Source organism: Streptomyces sp. NPDC057638 (assembly GCF_042800315.1).
GTDB lineage: Bacteria > Actinomycetota > Actinomycetes > Streptomycetales > Streptomycetaceae > Streptomyces.
On sequence record NZ_JBHVHF010000165.1, the window covers coordinates 1 to 17,828 of the forward strand.

General features: G+C 71.2%; 14 protein-coding genes. 11 read left to right on the forward strand and 3 right to left on the reverse strand.

The features are described 5' to 3' along the window. Positions 1 to 115: 115 nt before the first annotated feature. Positions 116 to 1,366, reverse strand: coding sequence for a helix-turn-helix domain-containing protein (locus ACFVIM_RS21550; protein WP_384303569.1), 1,251 nt, complete (start codon positions 1,364 to 1,366; stop codon positions 116 to 118). A gap of 443 nt (positions 1,367 to 1,809) precedes the next feature. Between ACFVIM_RS21550 and ACFVIM_RS21555 the strand changes: the two genes are divergently transcribed. The 10 genes from ACFVIM_RS21555 (at position 1,810) to ACFVIM_RS21600 (ending at position 14,545) form a co-directional block, all read left to right on the forward strand. Continuing rightward, a complete protein-coding gene (locus ACFVIM_RS21555; protein ID WP_384303571.1) occupies positions 1,810 to 2,811 on the forward strand; it encodes a LacI family DNA-binding transcriptional regulator in 1,002 nt (333 codons plus the stop codon). Between the two features lie 79 nt (positions 2,812 to 2,890). Continuing rightward, the gene (locus tag ACFVIM_RS21560) at positions 2,891 to 4,102 is read left to right on the forward strand and encodes an ABC transporter substrate-binding protein (protein WP_384303573.1); all 1,212 of its coding nucleotides are present in this window, start codon (positions 2,891 to 2,893) and stop codon (positions 4,100 to 4,102) included. Between the two features lie 117 nt (positions 4,103 to 4,219). After that, on the forward strand, positions 4,220 to 5,389 hold the full coding sequence (locus ACFVIM_RS21565) for an ABC transporter ATP-binding protein (RefSeq protein WP_384303575.1): 1,170 nt from the start codon (positions 4,220 to 4,222) through the stop codon (positions 5,387 to 5,389). After that, the gene (locus ACFVIM_RS21570; protein WP_384303577.1) at positions 5,386 to 6,315 is read left to right on the forward strand and encodes an ABC transporter permease; all 930 of its coding nucleotides are present in this window, start codon (positions 5,386 to 5,388) and stop codon (positions 6,313 to 6,315) included. The genes ACFVIM_RS21565 and ACFVIM_RS21570 overlap by 4 nt, the downstream gene beginning before the upstream one ends. After that, a complete protein-coding gene (locus ACFVIM_RS21575; protein WP_384303579.1) occupies positions 6,315 to 7,247 on the forward strand; it encodes an ABC transporter permease in 933 nt (310 codons plus the stop codon). The genes ACFVIM_RS21570 and ACFVIM_RS21575 overlap by 1 nt, the downstream gene beginning before the upstream one ends. Before the next feature lie 59 nt (positions 7,248 to 7,306). Then, positions 7,307 to 8,728 (forward strand): glycoside hydrolase family 28 protein, encoded by a 1,422-nt coding sequence (locus ACFVIM_RS21580; protein ID WP_384303581.1) that lies wholly within the window; start codon positions 7,307 to 7,309, stop codon positions 8,726 to 8,728. Further along, the gene (locus tag ACFVIM_RS21585) at positions 8,725 to 10,647 is read left to right on the forward strand and encodes a hypothetical protein (protein ID WP_384303583.1); all 1,923 of its coding nucleotides are present in this window, start codon (positions 8,725 to 8,727) and stop codon (positions 10,645 to 10,647) included. Before ACFVIM_RS21580 ends, ACFVIM_RS21585 begins: the two co-directional genes overlap by 4 nt. 14 nt (positions 10,648 to 10,661) lie before the next feature. After that, positions 10,662 to 12,098 carry a glycoside hydrolase family 28 protein gene (locus ACFVIM_RS21590; RefSeq protein ID WP_384303585.1) on the forward strand — a complete coding sequence of 479 codons (1,437 nt, stop codon included), beginning with the start codon at positions 10,662 to 10,664 and terminating at the stop codon, positions 12,096 to 12,098. Then, entirely contained in the window at positions 12,095 to 13,927 is a 1,833-nt protein-coding gene (locus ACFVIM_RS21595) for an alpha-L-fucosidase (RefSeq protein ID WP_384303587.1), read from the forward strand. Before ACFVIM_RS21590 ends, ACFVIM_RS21595 begins: the two co-directional genes overlap by 4 nt. Positions 13,928 to 14,110: 183 nt before the next feature. Then, positions 14,111 to 14,545 carry a YchJ family protein gene (locus tag ACFVIM_RS21600; protein ID WP_384303589.1) on the forward strand — a complete coding sequence of 145 codons (435 nt, stop codon included), beginning with the start codon at positions 14,111 to 14,113 and terminating at the stop codon, positions 14,543 to 14,545. A 142-nt stretch (positions 14,546 to 14,687) separates the two neighbouring features. On the opposite strand, the gene ACFVIM_RS21605 is transcribed toward ACFVIM_RS21600, so the two are convergent. Further along, positions 14,688 to 14,936, reverse strand: coding sequence for a hypothetical protein (locus ACFVIM_RS21605; RefSeq protein WP_384303591.1), 249 nt, complete (start codon positions 14,934 to 14,936; stop codon positions 14,688 to 14,690). Positions 14,937 to 15,199: 263 nt separating this feature from the next. Next, the gene (locus ACFVIM_RS21610; RefSeq protein ID WP_384303593.1) at positions 15,200 to 16,429 is read right to left on the reverse strand and encodes a helix-turn-helix domain-containing protein; all 1,230 of its coding nucleotides are present in this window, start codon (positions 16,427 to 16,429) and stop codon (positions 15,200 to 15,202) included. A 713-nt stretch (positions 16,430 to 17,142) separates the two neighbouring features. Between ACFVIM_RS21610 and ACFVIM_RS21615 the strand changes: the two genes are divergently transcribed. Continuing rightward, complete coding sequence (locus ACFVIM_RS21615; protein WP_384303595.1) at positions 17,143 to 17,787, forward strand: hypothetical protein; 645 nt, start codon at positions 17,143 to 17,145, stop codon at positions 17,785 to 17,787. Positions 17,788 to 17,828 lie beyond the last annotated feature (41 nt).

The following is a 17,828-nucleotide window of genomic DNA, read 5'->3' on the forward strand; positions in this document are numbered from 1 at the left end:
CCGCCGCCCTCAGACCCGGTCTCGCTCCCGCCGGGGACGGGAGCGGCCCCGCGACACCCCGTGGCCCGTCTCCGCGCCCGGCGGCCGTCTCCGCGTCCCGATGTCCGACGGCGGGTCAGGCCGCGAGGAGACCGAGCGTCACCGCCAGGGTGGATGCCCGACGTCGACGGGCCGCGTGCTTCGACTGGGCCTCCTCCAGCACGATCGCCTTCGCGTAGCCGTTGTACGCGATCGTCTCGGGAGCCCTCTCATGAGCCCGCTCCAGCACGGCCAGCGCCACGTCCGGCTGCCCGTCCAGGTGGTACCCCCGGGCCTCCTCGATGCGGTGTCGCGCCGTGCGCGGCCGACTGGGAATCGGGGTCGCGTCTGACGCGGCCGACTGGCGCACGGCCTCTCCACCCTGGCGCAGCTCGACCGCGAGGGTGACCGCGTGCGCCGCCATGACGGCGCGGCCGAAGCTGGTGACGGGGTGGAAGTAGCCCTCCGGGAGCCGGGAGGCGATCTCCCGGGCCCGGTCCCAGGAGCGCCACGCGGTCCCGGTGTCCGTCCGCCGGGCGGCGGTGTGACCGGCCTCGAAGGTGAGCGCGCCGGTGATGGCGATCAGGTCCGGGGAAGCGTCGGGCAGGAGCGGCTCCAGGTAGGACAGGGTCGCCGTGGTGACCGCGTCGGCGGCGTCGGAGTGCGGGGGACCCGCGTCCCGGTGGGCCTGGGCGCTCAGCCAGGCCGCCACGCCGATGGTGTGGGGATGCTCGGACTCCTGCGCGGCCACCAGACCGCGTTCGGCGACCCGCCACAGGAGGGCGGCATCAGGCTGGTAGGCGAGGAAGAACTGGGCGAGGGAGTAGCTCTCCGACAGGGCCGACTGGGCGGCCCGCCGCTCCACGGCGGACGCGGCCTGACGGACGGTGAGCTGGGCGTCGTGGATCAGCTCGGGCAGGCGGGCGCCGATGACCTCGCGGTGGTGGGCGGAGGCGTGCCGTGCCGCCCAGGCCCGTTCCAGTCGGGCGGTGAGCTGTGCGGTGGGGGGCGCTTCCCGGTCGCCCGCGAACGTCAGCCGGTCGACGGCGGCCCGTACGGCGGCCAGCCGTGGGTGCCCGGGACCGGCGAAGAGCGGTACGGGCACGGACGGATCACCGGTCAGTTCGGTCAGGTCCCGCACCCGGAGCACCTCGGCGAGCCGGAGCACCAGATCGAACCGGGGGATCCCCAGCCGGCCGGTCTCCAGCGCCTTGACCCACGCGCCGCCGCGGGCCACGAGTCCGCCGAGCTGGTCCCGGGTGACGCCCCGGCGGGTCCGGAGGATCCGGAGCCGCTGCCCGAAGGCCAGCGGGTCGGCGTACGGGTCCGGGGTAGCGGGAACAGGCACGGCCTCGCCTCTCTGCCGGTCGGCTCGTCCCTCTCAGCGTAGGCGCCGGGACACCGCGTGTTCGCGGCTCGGCTGTTCGCGGTCGGGTCACGGCCACCGCGACCGGTTCCGAGCGACGTTCGGTTCCGAGCGGCGACCACCGGTTCCGAGCGACGGGCGGGCCGTTGCGGAGAGGCACGCGATCCCCGCTCACGGACGGGGCCCGCGGACGCGTCGCGGGCGACAGGCGTCACGGCGGCCGGGCCGGTGAGCGGAGGGACCAGCGGCGGCCCCACCAGGTGAACCCCCCTTCCTGGCAGGCCCTTTGTCGCACTCGTCCGGGTCAAACCCGCCCTGAACTCTGCTACGTTCTCCGGGCGAGAAACCGGTTTCTCGCCCGTGCGCACCGACGGCGGTCGCCTCGACGCCCCGGTGTGCCGCCGCGCGCACGAAGGAGAGCGTCGATGGTTGCCCCCAAGCGTGCGAAGCGGGTCACGATCGCCGACGTGGCCCGGGAGGCGGGGGCCTCCGTGGCGACCGTCTCGCGGGTGCTCAACGGGGTGGACACCGTGGCGCCCAGGCTCGCCGAGCGGGTGCGCGCCGCGATCGTGGACCTCGGGTACCGGCCGAGCGCGGCGGCGCAGGATCTGGCGCGGGGGCGGTCGGGGACGATCGGGGTGCTGGTGCCCGATCTGGCCAATCCCTACTTCCACGACATCATCAAGTCGGTCTCGGTGGTGGCGCGGGACGCCGGGAGCCGGGTGATCGTGATGGACTCGGACGAGGACCCGGGGGTGGAACGGGAGCTGACGGAGGACCTGATCCGTTACGCGGACGGTCTGTTGCTCTGCTCGCCCCGGATGCCCCGGGCCGATCTGGCGGCGCTGGCGGGGCGGGGCACGCCCATGCTGGTGACCAACCGCCAGGTCGCGGGGCTGGCGCTGCACTCGATCACGGTCGACTTCTTCCGGGGGATCATGGCGCTCTGCGGGCATCTGGCCCGGCTCGGGCACCGCCGGGTGGTCTATCTGGAGGGGCCCGAGCACGCCTGGGCCAACGGGGAGCGGCTGCGGGCCTTCTCCGGGGCCGAGGCGTTCGGGCTCGATGTGGTCACCGTGCCCTGCGGGTCGACCACGGACGAGGGGTACGCGAGGGCGCCCGCCGCGCTGGAGAGCGGTGCCACGGCGGTGGTGGCGTACAACGACTTCGTCGCCCTCGGGGTGCTCGCCCGCTTCGCCGAGCTGGGAGTGAAGGTCCCGGACGATGTCTCGCTGACGGGTTTCGACGAGATCGACATGGCCCGGTTCTCCGCGCCGCCGCTGACGACGGTAGCGGTTCCGCGCGATCGGCTGGGGCGGCTCGCGGGCGGGGCGCTGGGGCGGATCATGGCCGGGGACGAGGATATCGAGCCCGAAGTCGTCCCCGTCGAACTGCGGGTTCGTGGTTCCACCGGCTCGGTCTCTTGACAGGGCCTCTGGTGGGGTGGACCTTGTTCGGGCACAAGGCCCGGTAAGCGCTATCTCATCCAGAGGGGTGGCTGACGCCATGTCCCGTTTACCGAACCGCCGTTCAGTGAGGGTCGGGGTCGCCGGGGTGTTGCTGGCCCTGGTGGCGGTCGGCTGTGGCGCGCCCGGCGCGGACAGCCCGGATCCGGGGGACGGCGGGTCGAAGAGGATCCCGGAGAAGCCCGCCAAGCCGGTGACGCTGGACATCCTGGATGTCGCGGGGAACCTCCAGCTGACCCAGGGCATGATCGACGCCTTTGTGAAGGAGCATCCGGACGTCATCGCCGAGGTCACCTACTCCAAGGCCCCCGCCCCGGACCTCGCCGGGAAGATCAAGGCCCAGCAGCAGGCGGGCCGGGTCCAGGTGGATCTGGTGCTCACCGGTACCGACGGCCTCGCGGCGGGGATCGCGCAGAACCTGTGGTCGTCCATGGCCGAGCACCAGTCGGTGATCGGTACGCCGGACTATCTGGAGCCCGCCGCCGAGATGCAGAAGCTGGCCCAGGGCCGGGGCACCGCGATCGTGTACTACCCCTCGGGCCCGCTCTACGAGTACGACCCGGAGAAGGTGGCCCAGCCGCCGCGGACCCCGGGGGAGCTGCTGGCGTGGGCGAAGGCCAACCCCAAGCGGTTCCAGTACGCGGATCCGGCCAACTCGGGCCCCGGGCGCACCTTTCTGATGGGGCTGCCCTATCTGCTGGGGGACAAGGACCCCCGGGACCCGGTGAACGGCTGGGAGAAGACCTGGGCGTACCTCAAGGAGCTGGACAAGTACATCGGTGTCTATGGCTCCGGGACCACCGAGACCATGAAGAACCTGGCCAGTGGGCAAGTTGACATGATCATGACCACAACGGGCTGGTATATCAACCCGCGCGCGCTCGGCACCGTACCCCAGCGGATGCGGGCGGGGCACTTCGACGCGATGACCTGGGTCACGGACGCCCAGTACGCGGTGGTCCCCAAGGGCGTGGACGCCGACACCATGAGCGCGGCCCTCCAGCTCGTGAGGTGGATGCTCACCCCGGAGCAGCAGGCCAAGGCGTACGACGACGGGTATTTCTACCCCGGCCCCGCGATCAAGAACGTGCCGCTGTCCATGGCGCCGGAGAAGTCCCGCGCCACCCTCCGCGAGTTCGGCGTCCCCGAGTTCGACCGCTGGATCGACACCTTCCCCAAGAAGCCCTCGCTCCCCGCCGACCAGCAGGTGAAGGCGTTCGACCTGTGGAACCGCGAGGTGGCCGGGGGCTGAGCCCCGCCGGGCCCGCCCGCGCCCCGAGCCGCCCGCGCCCCGGGACCGGCCCGGATCCGACCGTACCGCTACCGCTACCGCTACCGCTCCCGAGCGAGAGGTCCATGTGATCAGGGAATGAAGTCCCGTTTCTCCACGCTCCGGCTGGACCGGGTCTCGCGCAGCTTCGGCCGTCACGCGGCCCTGAGGGAGCTGAGTCTCGATATCGCGGGCGGTGAGTTCGTCGCGCTGCTCGGGCCCTCCGGCTGTGGCAAGTCCACCGCCCTGAACTGCCTCGCCGGGCTGCTCCCGCTCACCGGCGGCTCGATCCGGCTCGATGGCGAGCGCGTCGACCACATCGCGCCCGAGCGGCGTGGCTTCGGGATGGTCTTCCAGAACTACGCCCTCTTCCCCCATCTCACCGTGCGGGGCAACGTCGGCTTCGGGCTGAGGATGGCCAAGGTGGCGAAGGCCGAGATCGTCCGCCGCACCGCCGAGGCGCTGGAGCTGGTCCAGCTCACCGGGCACGCCCACAAGCGGCCCGGCCAGCTCTCCGGCGGTCAGCAGCAGCGGGTGGCCATCGCCCGCGCCATCGTGCTGGAGCCCCGGCTGGTGCTGATGGACGAGCCGCTGTCCAATCTGGACGCGGCGCTGCGGCTGGAGATGCGCACCGAGATCCGCCGGCTGCACCAGAGCCTCGGGCTGACCACCGTCTACGTCACCCACGACCAGGAGGAGGCGCTCTCCCTCGCCGACCGGCTGGTGGTGCTGCGGGACGGGCTGACCCAGCAGATCGGCACCCCGGAGGAGGTCTACGGTCAGCCCGCCAACCGCTATGTCGCCTCCTTCATGGGTTACCGCAACATGCTGGACGTGACGGTCACCGCCGCCGACGGCCCCATGCTCGCGCTCACCCTGGCGGGCACCGCGCTGACCGGGATCGACCGGGGCGGTCTGGGGCCGGGGGCCCCGGGCGTGGTGGCGCTGCGTCCGGAGGACCTCGATATCGCGGCGGAGGGGACGGCCGGGCTCCCGGTGACCGTGGAGGTGGTGGAGTACCACGGCCGGGAACTGGCGGTACGGGCGCGGCTCGCGACCGGTCAGGGCATCCACTTCCGTACCGGCCGCAGGCTCGCGCCCGGGGACGCGGTGGAACTGGCCGCCGACCCCCGCCGGGTGCTGGTCTTCGCCCCGGATGGAACGGATGGAACGGATGGAACGGAGGCATCGGGCGAGCCTCCGGGCGCGGAGGGCCGGGCCGCCGCGCTCACGGACGTCACGGAACCGACGGAAGCGGTCGGGCCATGACCACGGCGCCGCACGCTCCCGCGCCGTCGCGCCCCCGGGCCCCGGCGGACCGTCCCACGCTGCGGCACCGGCTCGCCGAGCGCGGGGTGGACCGCACGCTCATCCTGCTGGCGCCCGGCGCGGTCTTCCTGGTGCTGCTCTTCTGCTATCCCTTCCTCTACGGGCTCCAGCTCTCCTTCCAGCCGCAGCGGGGCGGCGGAGCCCTCGCCAACTACCGCGAGTTCTTCGCGGACCCCTATCTCCGCGAGACGATCGGGATCACCCTGGGGCTCGCGGTGCCGGTGGCGCTGGTGAACTGCCTGGCCGCCGTGCCGGTGGCGTTCCGCACCCGGGGCGCGTTCCGGGGACGGCGGCTGATCACCACCCTGCTGGTCATGCCGATCACGCTGGGGACCGTGCTCACCGCCCAGGGCCTGCTCGGCTATCTCGGTCCCAGCGGCTGGCTCAACAAGGCCCTGCTGGAGGCCGGGATCATCGACGCCCCGCTGGAGCTGGTGCACAACTACTGGGGTGTGGCGGCCTCGCTGGTCATCACCGGCTTCCCGTTCGCGTATCTGCTCACCCTCTCCTATCTGACCGGGATCGATCCCAGCCTGGAGCGGGCGGCGGCGACGCTGGGCGCCGGGCGCCTCCAGCGGTTCCGCCATGTGACGCTGCCGCTGCTGGCGCCGGGGCTGGCGATCACGTTCTGTCTCTCCTTCGTGCTCGCGTTCGCGGTCTTCCCCTCGGCGCAGCTCGTCGGTGATCCCCGCGGGGAGACCCATGTGATCTCGATCGAGGCGTATCAGGCGGCCTTCCAGAAGTTCGACTACTCGCTCGGCTCGGCCATCGCGATGGTGATGGCGGCGACGATGATGGCGGTGGTGCTGGTGGTGCTCGCCTGGCGGTCGATGCTGTACCGGGGCTCCACGGGAGGCAAGGGCTGATGCGTGAGGCGCCCCAGCACAGGACCGGCGGCCTGTCCCGTGCCACCGGGGACGGGTCCACCACGGACCCCGAGGCGCCGGGCGGCACCGCCCCCCGGCGGCGTCGCGCCGGGCGGCTCGGCACCTGGGTGACCGTGTTCGTCTTCGGCTTCTTCTTCGTCCAGCTGGCCGGTGTGGTCGGGGTCCCGCTGGTGGACTCCTTCGGGACCCGCTGGTTCACCAGCTGGCTGCCCGACGGCTGGACCACCCGGTGGTACGGATCGGCCTGGCGCGAGTTCTCGCTCGGCCAGGTGTTCTGGACCACGGCACTGGTGTCCGTGCTGGTGGTGGCGGTCTCGGTGGCGATCGGCGTGCCCGCGGCCTACGCCCTGGCCCGGCGGAACTTCCCCGGGAAGAAGCTGCTGCTGCTGCTCTTCCTGCTGCCGATCCTGGTGCCGCCGATCACCTACGGCATCCCGCTGGCGACCGTGCTCTACAAGTTCCAGCTCGCGGGCACCCTCACCGGGGTCGTGCTGGCCAATCTGGTGCCGTCCGTGCCGTTCGTGGTGCTGACGATGACCCCGTTCATCGAGCAGATCGACCCCCGGATCGAGGCGGCGGCCCGGATGTGCGGGGCACGCACCGCCTCGGTGCTGCTGCGGATCCTCGCGCCGCTGCTGCTGCCGGGGATCCTGGCCGCGTCGGTGCTGGTGCTGGTGCGGACGGTCGGGATGTTCGAGCTGACCTTCCTGACGGCGGGCCCCGACAGCCAGACCCTGATCGTCGCCCTGTACTACGCGGTCTTCTCGGCCGGGATCCGCACCCAGCAGTCGATCGACGCCATGGCGGTGATGTACACGTTCTCGATGCTGGTGCTGCTGGTGATCGCGCTGCGTTTCGTCAATCCCACCCAGCTGGTCACCCGGGTCTCGTCCGAGCGGGCCCCCCACTGACCTCCCGCGCGCACGAGACCCGACCCCCTGGGTACCCCCCTTCTGAGAGGTGACGTCCCATGCAACCGCACCCTTCGCGTCGCTCGGCCCTGGTGGCCGGGGGAGCGCTGGCGGCGGGCAGCGCGCTGCCCATGACCTCCGCCCAAGCGGCCGACGCGCTGCCCACCGCCGCCCCCCGGGGCTGGAGCCAGGTGCCGCTCATCCTCGCCCGGGTCCGGCCCCCCACCTTCCGGCGCCGCGCCTTCGACATCACCGACTACGGCGCCGTCGGTGACGGCGCCACCCTCAACACCGCCGCGATCCGCCGTGCCATCGCCGCCTGCCACCGGGCGGGCGGCGGCCGGGTGGTGGTGCCGGCCGGCCGGTTCGTCACCGGCGCGGTCCATCTGCGCGACGGGGTCGAACTCCATGTGAGCGAGGGCGGGATCCTCGCCTTCAGCCCCGATCCGGCCGACTACCTCCCCGTGGTCCCCACCCGCTGGGAGGGGACCGAGTGTTACAACTACTCGCCGCTGATCTACGCCCACGGCCGGCGGAACGTCGCCGTCACCGGCCAGGGCATCCTCGACGGCCAGGCCCGCCGCGGCCCGTGGGAGTCCTGGTACCGCACCAGCGGGCTCCAGGGCCCCGACCAGCGGCTGCTGCGCCAGATGGGATCGACGGGGGTCCCGGTCAAGGACCGGGTCTTCGGCGCCGGTCACCATCTGCGGCCCGCGATGGTGCAGTTCTACCGCTGCCGCGATGTGCTGGTGAGCGATCTGACGATCGTCGACCCGCCGATGTGGACCGTGCACCCGGTCCTCTCCTCGAACGTCACCGTCCGGGACATCACCGTCGAGAGCCTGCTGTACAACACCGACGGCTGCAATCCCGAGGCGTCCCGCGATGTCCATATCCACGGCTGCCGCTTCAACACCAACGACGACTGCGTCGCGGTGAAGTCGGGCCGGGACGAGGACGGCCACCGGGTGGGCGTGCCCAGCGAGAACATCGTGGTGCAGGACTGCTCGTTCTCCGGCCGCTGGGGCGGGATCACCGTGGGCAGCGAGATGTCCGGCGGGGTACGGAACGTCTTCGCCGAGCGCTGCCGGATCAACCCGCCCGACTTCCCCGGGCACTATCCGGTGAAGTACCCGGTCTACCTCAAGGCGAGCAAGAAGCGCGGTGGCGCCATCGACGGCGTGTACGTACGGGATGTCACCGGCCGTGCGGTCGAGCGCGATGTGCTCTTCGTGAACATGAACTACAACAGCGGCGAGGGCGGCACCCACCCGGTCTCCGTGACCGACATCCATCTGAGCCGGTTCCGGATCGACGGTGCCCGCGCGGTGCTCAACCTGGTGGGTCTGGAGAGCGACCGGCTGCGCGGGGTCCATCTCTCCGACAGCGACTTCACCGGGGTCCGCGGCCCCGACACGGTCGCCTTCACCGACGGTCTGACCCGGCGCAAGGTCACCGTGAACGGGATAGAGGTGTCATGAGCATGATCTCGACGGGGGTGGTGCGCCGCTGGACGGTGCTGCTCGCCGCCGTGGGCATGGCGCTGGCCGGGGCCATCCAGCCGGTGGACGCCCGGACCGCTCCGGGCACGACGGGCACGACGGGCACGGTAGGCACCCGTACCACTCCCGCCGCGCCGGGCACGACGGACACAGCCTCGACGGGCACCCGTACCGCGACAGCCGCGACGGACGCGAGCACCGCCGGGCCGGGCCACGGCTCCGCCGTCCGGGGCTGGACCCTGCTCTCCGACAGCGACCAGGGCGCCGACGACGTGCTGGCCAAGGCCCCCTCGTACGACATCAACCACCTCCAGATCAGCCACCACATCGTCCATGACCTCCGCCAGGTGCGGGAGGAACGGCGACGGGTCCAGGCCAACCGGATCACCGACGCGGCCCATCGCGCCGGCATCGGCGAGGTGGCGATCTGGGACCACGCGCTCTACCGGCTCGACTACTACCCCGAGCGGTTCCGCACCGGGCCCGGCGGCACCATCGACCTGGACGACCCCGAGTTCTGGGTGTGGTTCAGGAACGACTACCGGGAGATGCTCGACCTCGTCCCCCGGGTGGACGCCGTCGTGCTGACCTTCATCGAGACCGGCGCCCGGGTGGAGCGCCAGCACTCCACCCGGCTGCTGACCGAGGAGGCCAAGCTCGCCTATCTGGTCGACCAGGTCGCCGACGTCGTCAACGAGGAGCGCGGACTCGGGCTCTACCTGCGGACCTTCGGCTACTTCCCGCAGGAGATGGAGCGCACCATCAAGGCGATCGACCTGGTCGGCAACCAGGCCGCCAAGGTGATGATCAAGGCGATGCCGCATGACTTCTTCATGACCCACCCGGTGGACACCACCGTCACCCGGATCACGCGCCCGGTCCTGGTGGAGTACGACACCACCGGCGAGTACCACGGCCAGGGGAAGATCGCCAACGCCTTCACCGAGGACCACGTCAACCGCATGCGCTACTACCAGAAGCAGCGCAACGTCATCGGCTATGTGGCCCGTACCGACCGCTACAAGGAATCGCGGATCACCGGTACCCCCACCGAGATCAACCTCTACGCGCTCCACCGAGCCGACCGGGACCGCCGGGTCAGCCCCAAGGCGCTCTACCGCGAGTTCGCCGCCCGTACCTACGGCCGCCGGGCCGCGCCGCACATCGCGTCGGCGCTCTCCCGTTCGTACGAGATCATCACCTCGGTCATGTACACCCTGGGCACCAACAACGCCAACCACTCGCGGCTGGACTACGACCCCTACTGCTCCAGCTACGACCGCTCCATCTCCGGCAAGTGGATCGATCCCCCGTACACCGTCGTCCGGCACGGGGTGAACAAGCGCTACCACTTCTGGACCGGGGTGATCGAGCACCTGGCGCCGTCGTACTGCAAGACCTCGGCCACCATGAAGCGCGAGAACCCCCATGTCTGGGAGAACGGCTGGCTCACCGACACCAACGCGATGAACCACACCTATCTGCGGGATGTGCTCACCGAGAAGGCGTACGGGGTGCGGCAGGCCGAACGCGCCCTGAGCGAGGTCCGGCGGGCGGCGCCGCACCTCAGCCCCGGGCACCGCGGCCAGCTCACCGCCTACTTCGAGCGCACCCTGCTCACCGCCCGGCTGCACCAGGCCGTCACCACCGCCTACTTCGGCTACCGGATCTACGTCCGGGGCGCCGAGCACCAGACCGACGCCCTCAAGCGGCTGATCTGGCGCGGCCTGGACGCCACGCGGGCCATCGCCGACGAGATGCGGGCCTACCCCGACAGGTCCACGACCGGTGAGTGGGAGTGGATCCGCGACGCGGCCGAGGCGGACAAGTACCTCACCCGAATCTCCCAGGGCTGGGACCGCTACCAGAACATCGCCGTCCCCCGCCCGAGTGCCTGAGAGGTGTGTGCACCGTGAGCCCCACCAGCAGACGCTCCTTCCTGACCGCCGCGGGCACGGCCGCCGTCGCCACCGCGCTGCCGACCGTGCTCCCGGCGGGGACGGTCGCCGCCGCCGAGGCCACCGTCGCCCGGCTCGCCCAGGACCCCTGGGACCGGGTCCCGGAAATCCTCGCCCGCATCTGTCCGCCCACCTTTCCCGACCGCCGCTTCGACATCACCCGGTACGGCGCGGTCGGCGACGGGCGCCGGAAGAACACCGCCGCCTTCCGCAAGGCCGTCGACGCGTGCGCGGCGGCGGGCGGCGGCCGGGTGGTCGTCCCGCCCGGCAGGTTCCTGACCGGCGCCATCCAGCTGCGCGGCAATGTCGAGCTGCATGTCCAGAAGGGCGGCACGGTCCTCTTCTCCACCGACCCCAGGGACTTCCTGCCCGTGGTCCTCACCCGCTGGGAGGGGACCGAGTGCTACAACTACTCGTCCTTCGTCTACGCCCACGGCCAGCGGAACATCGCCATCACCGGCGCGGGCACCCTGGACGGCCAGGGGATGGCGGGCCCCTGGAAGAGCTGGCGCGACCCCGGCGGCAACGCCCTGGTCGACCAGGCGGAGCTGCGCCGGATGGGCACCGAGGGCGTGCCCGTCCAGGACCGGGTCTTCGGTGACGGGCACCATCTGCGGCCCAACATGATCCAGTTCTACCGCTGCGAGAACATCCTGATGAAGGACGTGACGATCCTGGAGCCCCCGATGTGGACCATCCACCCGGTGCTCTGCCGCAATGTCACCCTCCAGGACGTCGATGTCATCGGGCGGATCAACAACAGCGACGGCGTGGACCCGGAGTGCACCGCGGACATGCTGATCACCGGCTGCCGCTTCCACACCGAGGACGACTCCATCGCGGTGAAGTCGGGCCGCGACGAGGACGGCATCCGGATCGGGGTGCCCAGCGAGAACATCGTCATCCGGAACTGCGTCTTCTCCGGCCGCTGGGGCGGGGTCGCGGTCGGCAGCGAGATGTCCGGCGGGGTACGGAACGTGTACGCGGAGGACTGCTCCATCAACCCGGTGGACTTCCCCGGCCGCTACAACCCCCGCCACCCCGTCTTCATCAAGACCAACAAGAAGCGCGGCGGCTTTATCGACGGGGTCTACATCCGGCGCTTCACCGGCCGCCAGATCGACCGCGACTGCGTCTACCTCACCACCCGCTACGCCAACCAGCAGGGCAGCCGCCCCGCCGTCATCCGCAACATCAAGGTCGAGGACATGGTCCACGACGGGGCCCGCCGGGCCCTCCACTTCGAGGGGCTGGAGTCCGACCCCTTCGTCGGCGTCCACCTCGAACGCTGCCGGTTCACCACCATGGCCAGCCCCAACGTCATCGGCTTCGCGCGCGACCTCACCATCCGTCAGGTCTTCGTCAACGGCTCCGAGGTGGTCCACCCATGAGACGACAGCGTGCCGTGCCCCTGTGGACGGCGACCGTGACGCTCCTGGCCGGGCTGCTGCTGGCCACTCCCTCCACCGCGCAGCCCGCCCAGTCCGCACAGCCCGCGGCGGAGCCCGCGTACCCGGCCCGGCAGGAGATGCTGCGGAAGGCGACCGCCGGACTCTTCCTCCACTGGGGGATGTTCACCCGGCCCCTGCACACCGACTGCCGGGCCTGGGAGAAGGCCGTCACCGACGGCGGCTGGACGCCCGACTACTGGGTGGCGGAGGCGAGGAAGCTGCGGGCGAGCTATATCGTGCTCGCCACCTTCCACTCACGGCTCGGCTACGCCCGGCCCTGGCCGTCGCGGATCCCCGGCAGCTGCGCCACCGAGCGGGACATCCTCGGCGAGCTGGTCAAGGCCGCCAACCGCGAGGGCGTCGAGGTCATCCTCTATATGACCGACGACCCCAAGTGGCACAGCGAGCAGGGCTTCACCACCCTCGACTCGGCCGCCTACTCCGCCCACAAGGGCCGCCCGGTGGACCTCACCACCCGCGAGGGCTTCGGTGCGTACTCGTACGACCTCTTCTTCGAGGTCATGGCCGACTACCCGGAGCTGGCCGGGTTCTGGATCGACAACGACAACGAGTACTGGGAGCGGAACAAGCTCTACGAGCAGATCCGCGAACGGCGTCCCGACATGACGCTGAGCAACAACAACGAGGACACTCCGATCATGGACATGGTCTCCCATGAGCAGAAGACCGGGATGACCCCGCCCTATGACCAGCCGTCGGCCATCTGGACCCCGATGCCCCGGCTGACGGAGTCCTGCTACAAGGTCCCCGACACCGGCTCCTGGTGGTACGACGGCCAGGACCGCCCGGTCTCCACCGGACTCAACGTCGGCCGGTATGTCGCCAACGCGGGCACCTCCATCAAGTCCCTGATGAACCTGACCGCCATGGTCGACGGCCGCTTTCCGCCCCAGCAGCAGCGGTTCACCGACTTCATGAAGGACTATCTCCCGCCGATCTGGTCCTCGCTCTCCGGCGTCGTGGGCGGCGGTTACCGGTACGGAGGGTTCCAGCCCGGCGCGTGGAGCGACGGCGCCTACGGCTATGTCACCATCAGCGAGCAGCGGCCGACCCGCCAGTACCTCCATGTCACCACCCCGCCCCGCAGCGGCGACCAGGTGACCGTGCGCGACAACGGCCACCGGGTGCGGCGGGTGAGCGATCTGCGCACCGGCCGGAAGCTGGCGTTCGAGCAGCGGGACGGCTCACTGACCGTCAAGGGCGTGGCGGCCTGGGACCCGTATGACACGGTCCTCGCCGTCGACACCCACCCACGGCGGGAGGGCGTCCACCCCGCCCGCACGGTGACGGCCAGCGCCACCGCCGAGAAGCAGGGCCACCCCGCCGCCGCGCTCACCGACGGCGGCTACGACACGTACTGGGACTCCGACGCCCGGGTGCCGGTGGCGCTGACGCTGGATCTGGGGCGGGTGCGCAAGGCCCGGTTCCTCGGCATCAACCAGCGCGAATGGTCACCGACGTACAACCGGGAGACCTTCGGCCGGGCCGAGGACTCCGCCCGGATCAAGGACTACCGGGTCTCGCTGAGCCGGGACGGGACCACCTGGGGCGCACCGGTGCGGGCCGGGGTGCTGGAGAGCGCGCGGGGCACCCGCTTCATCGACCTGGGCACGCGGTACACCCGCTATATCCGGCTGGAGATCGACTCCACCTGGGCGGCGGAGACCGTACCGAGGTTCCACCGTCAGCTCCAGATCGACGAGATCCAGGTGGGGTACGGGCACCCGCGCGGCAGCGGGCGGCGCTGAGGGAACAGCCGTGGGGGTACGGGGGAGGTGGGCCTGGCCCGGCGCTGGTGCCGGAGTCAGCGGGCCGGCGGGCCATCGGGGTGGTGCGCCGTGGCCGTCGCGGGGGAGGGTCCGGCTGGTGCGGTGAGCGCGGGTACAGGGGCCGGGTTCGTCCGGTCCGGCCATCGGCGGGAGAATGGAGCCATGGCCTCACGCATCACCCGCCCCCGGCGCACCAGCGAACCCACGGTGACCGTCGAGTCACCCTGCCCGTGTGGACTGCCCGCCGCCTACGGAGCCTGCTGCGGGCGGTTCCACACGGGCCCGGCGCAGGCCCCCACCGCCGAACTGCTGATGCGCTCCCGCTACAGCGCCTTCGTCGTCGCGGATCCGGCCTATCTGCTGCGTACCTGGCACTCCGCGACCCGGCCCGGGAATCTGGAGCTGGACCCCGCGATGCGCTGGAGCGGGCTGGAGATCGGCGAGACCACGGACGGCAGCGCCTTCCACACCGAGGGGACCGTCACGTTCCGGGCCCGCTACCGCCACCACGGCCAGCGCGGTGAGCTGCACGAACACAGCCGCTTCGTCCGGGAGAACGGGGCCTGGGTCTATGTGGACGGCACGTTCATCGAGTGAGTGAGTGAGTGAGTGAGTGCGTGCGTGTGTGTCCGTGCCGGTTCATCGGGTGAGCGGACGCCCGTACCGGTGTGCCGGGTGAGTGCGCGCGTACCGGCGGTGGCGGTCGCCGCGCGATGTCCCTACGGGACGGTGGTCCCGGTCAGTGGTAGCGGCCGGGACGGACGATGAGCCGGGGGTTGTAGGCCCCGAGCACCTTGTTGGCCCGTGCCAGCACCGACAGCGCGTACTCCCGGTCGGCCCGGCCCGAGGAGAGGGAGGGCCGGTACAGCTCCCGCATGGCGCAGTCCGCCTCGATCTCGGCCCGCAGCACGTGGTGCGGCATACAGGAGCCGATCATCGCGGCCACGCGGTCGGGGATCGGCACGGGAACGAGTGTCGGGGCGATCACGCTGGGGTTTCCTTCTCTTCCGCCACCCGGGCAGCCCGGGCGGGGCCGGGCGGCACCGACGAACCACCATACGCGTCCCCGCGCATCCGGCCCGAACCGGGCGGCCACCAAGGGTTCATCGCTCGTCGCACAGCGTGGCGCGACGAGTCGGCGAACCCTCGCGGACCTGGGCGTACGGTGTCAGCGGGCCGGGCGTACGGAGCCGGTCGGACCCCCGCGTGAGGTTGCGCACCCATCGGACACGAGCGGGCCGGCCCGATCCGTCAGACGGGCCCCAGCCCCTCGCGCAGGCCCTGGGCGCGCAGCACCAGTTCGAGGGCGAAGCGGCGTTCGGCGTCCACCAGCCGGTCGCCGAGGATCGCGTCCAGATTCCGCATCCGGTAGCGGACCGTCTGCGGATGCACATCCAGCAGCGCGCCCATCTGCGCGGCCGTGCCCCGGGTGTCCAGCCAGATGCGCAGCGTGTCCACCAGCCGGTCCCGGCGGGAGGGGGTGAGCCCGCCGAGCGGGGCGAGTTCGCGTTCGGCGAGCCGGTCCAGCAGCACGGGGTCGGAGAGCAGCCAGAGCGCGACCAGATGGTCCTCGGCGAAGATCAGCGGGGCGTCACCGACCACCCCGCCGTCCACCAGTTCCAGGGCGCGCCGGGCCCAGCGCACCGAGTGGTGGGCGTCGTGGGTGGGCACGGTCAGTCCCACGGCGGCGCGGTTGCCGAAGAGGGCGCTGTCCAGCATCGCCCGGCGGGCCTCGTCGACCGGGCCCGGGATCAGTAAGTGCGGCAGCGGGTCGCTGAGATCGGCCAGGACGTCGGGGTCCATGTCGGCGCGGTCCAGCACGGCGGGGGAGCGCAGCGCGACGAGCGTGACCCGCTCGGGCACCGGCCAGCCGGTCTGTTCGGACAGTTCGTCCACGGCGACCCGGGACACCGGCGGCCCGGCCAGCAGCAGATGGAGCAGCCGCCGCCGCAGGGACTCGTGCTGTTCGCCGGAGCGGGCCCGGACTTCCAGATAGCCCTCGCGGGAGAGCGCCTCCAACTCGTCCACATAGGCGAAGAGGGCGTCGGCGAAGCTCAGCATCACGGTGGGGGAGAGCTGGTAGCTGCGGCCCACCTTCTTCGCCCGGCGCAGCGCTACCCGGGCGCCGAGCCGGTAGGCGCCCTGGAGGCTGTCGAGCGGGCGGCCCTCGTACGCCTCGTAGCGGCCGAAGCGGCGGCACATCTCGTCCCGGAGCGCGGAGGGGGCCGAGGGCTCGGCGACCTGGTCGACGAAGACGGAGATGCTCTCCTCGACACCGACCCGGATGCCGTGTCCATAGGGTCCGTCGAGCAGCCGCGCGTACTCGGGGTAGGCGCGGGTGACCTCGATGCCGATCTCCTGGATGAGGCTGGGCACTTCGGGGCGGAGGATGTCCGCGAACTCCTGCGGCAGGGGCCCCAGTGTCTCGCCGGTCACCGGCTGCGGGATCACCGGCTGTGCCCGCACCGGCTGTGGGTTCACCGGCGGCTGTTTCACCGGCTGTGGGTTCGCCGTTCCCGGCATGCTGCCTCCCCTCGGCCCAAGGAAGCCTCCCCTCGGCCCAAGGAACATAGAGCACGCCCGGGGAACTGAACACCACTTGAGCGTGCGGGAGATCCACTGGGCAAGAAAACGCTCTCCGGGGGCGGGGAGAGGTGGTGCCGGAAATGCGGCGGACGGGGAAAAGGCGGGTGAATCCGGATGGCTCCGCGGGCTTCGTTAATACATTTTCAGCCACTGATAACCGGTGAGTCGCCTTCCGCTCGTGGGTGAGCGAGGGGATCGGGCGGGGTGGTCCGGCCATTCGCCCACTCCGGCGCACCACCGGGAACGCGTCGGCAGTCGGCCGGTGTCCACCGCCTCCGGGTACTGAGGGCGTGACAGGCGGTCCGGCGAATGCGCGGGCGTGAGCCCCTGTTCGCCCTGGAAGTTGCGCACCTTCTGATAATTCACGGCGGCGAACCACTGACTCCGGTACGAGGAAAAGAATCGGTGCGGAGAATCTTGAACCGTGGGATTGTGCGCCATGTTTCCCGCAAGTAACGTCTCGCACCGTCACAGATCGTGCGTGGCCGAATCCTGACAACCGCTCGGGACAGGGTTCGCTCCAGCGCGCTCCACGTTCTCCCCCACACGGCCGTGGTGCGCGTCCGCTCCAGCAATGCATCTCACTGACGAAATCGGAGGATCCATCCGTGCGCCACCCTCTGAGAAAGGCCGCTCTGGTCTCCGTCGGGGCGACCGCCGCCCTCGCCCTCGCCTCCGGGCCCGCCACCGCGGCGCCCAGCAGCTGGACCGTGGGTCCCACGTCGCCGGTCACCTTCTCGGCCTCGTCGACCAACACGGTGCTCAACCTCAACGGGATACCGCTGACATGTCCCACCGCCTCGGCCGGCGGCTCGCTCTTCAACGCCACCGGTAGCCCGGGACACATCGGCAACATCACCTCGGCCACCTTCGGCACCACGGCCAACCCCTGCACCAGCCCGGTCGGACCCGTCACCCCGGTCGCCAACACCAGCACCCCCTGGCGGCTGTGGGGCGCGGACTACGCCGCCTCCACCGGCACCACCACCGGCTACATCGACCGGGTCAACGCCACGCTGACCGTCCTGACATGCAGCTTCAGGGTCACCGGCCAGGTGCAGACCTCCTACCGCAACTCCACCGGGACGCTGACCATCTCGACCAACGCGACCCGCAAGCTCACCGTCTCCAACGCCAGCCCGGGCTGCGCCGGTATCACCGCCAACGGCGACAACCCCGGCTTCAACGGCGCCTACCGGGTGCGGGCCCCCGCGGGTGGCACCACCTCTCCGACGATCGTCGGAAACCCGTGATCCGCTGAGCGGTCCACGGTGATCCGGGGTCGTATGGCGGG

Coding starts and splice junctions, on each gene's coding strand:
- ACFVIM_RS21555 (WP_384303571.1), top strand. CDS start 1,810: ATGGTTGCCCCCAAGCGTGCGAAGCGGGTCACGATCGCCGACGTGGCC.
- ACFVIM_RS21560 (WP_384303573.1), top strand. CDS start 2,891: ATGTCCCGTTTACCGAACCGCCGTTCAGTGAGGGTCGGGGTCGCCGGG.
- ACFVIM_RS21565 (WP_384303575.1), top strand. CDS start 4,220: ATGAAGTCCCGTTTCTCCACGCTCCGGCTGGACCGGGTCTCGCGCAGC.
- ACFVIM_RS21570 (WP_384303577.1), top strand. CDS start 5,386: ATGACCACGGCGCCGCACGCTCCCGCGCCGTCGCGCCCCCGGGCCCCG.
- ACFVIM_RS21575 (WP_384303579.1), top strand. CDS start 6,315: ATGCGTGAGGCGCCCCAGCACAGGACCGGCGGCCTGTCCCGTGCCACC.
- ACFVIM_RS21580 (WP_384303581.1), top strand. CDS start 7,307: ATGCAACCGCACCCTTCGCGTCGCTCGGCCCTGGTGGCCGGGGGAGCG.
- ACFVIM_RS21585 (WP_384303583.1), top strand. CDS start 8,725: ATGAGCATGATCTCGACGGGGGTGGTGCGCCGCTGGACGGTGCTGCTC.
- ACFVIM_RS21595 (WP_384303587.1), top strand. CDS start 12,095: ATGAGACGACAGCGTGCCGTGCCCCTGTGGACGGCGACCGTGACGCTC.
- ACFVIM_RS21600 (WP_384303589.1), top strand. CDS start 14,111: ATGGCCTCACGCATCACCCGCCCCCGGCGCACCAGCGAACCCACGGTG.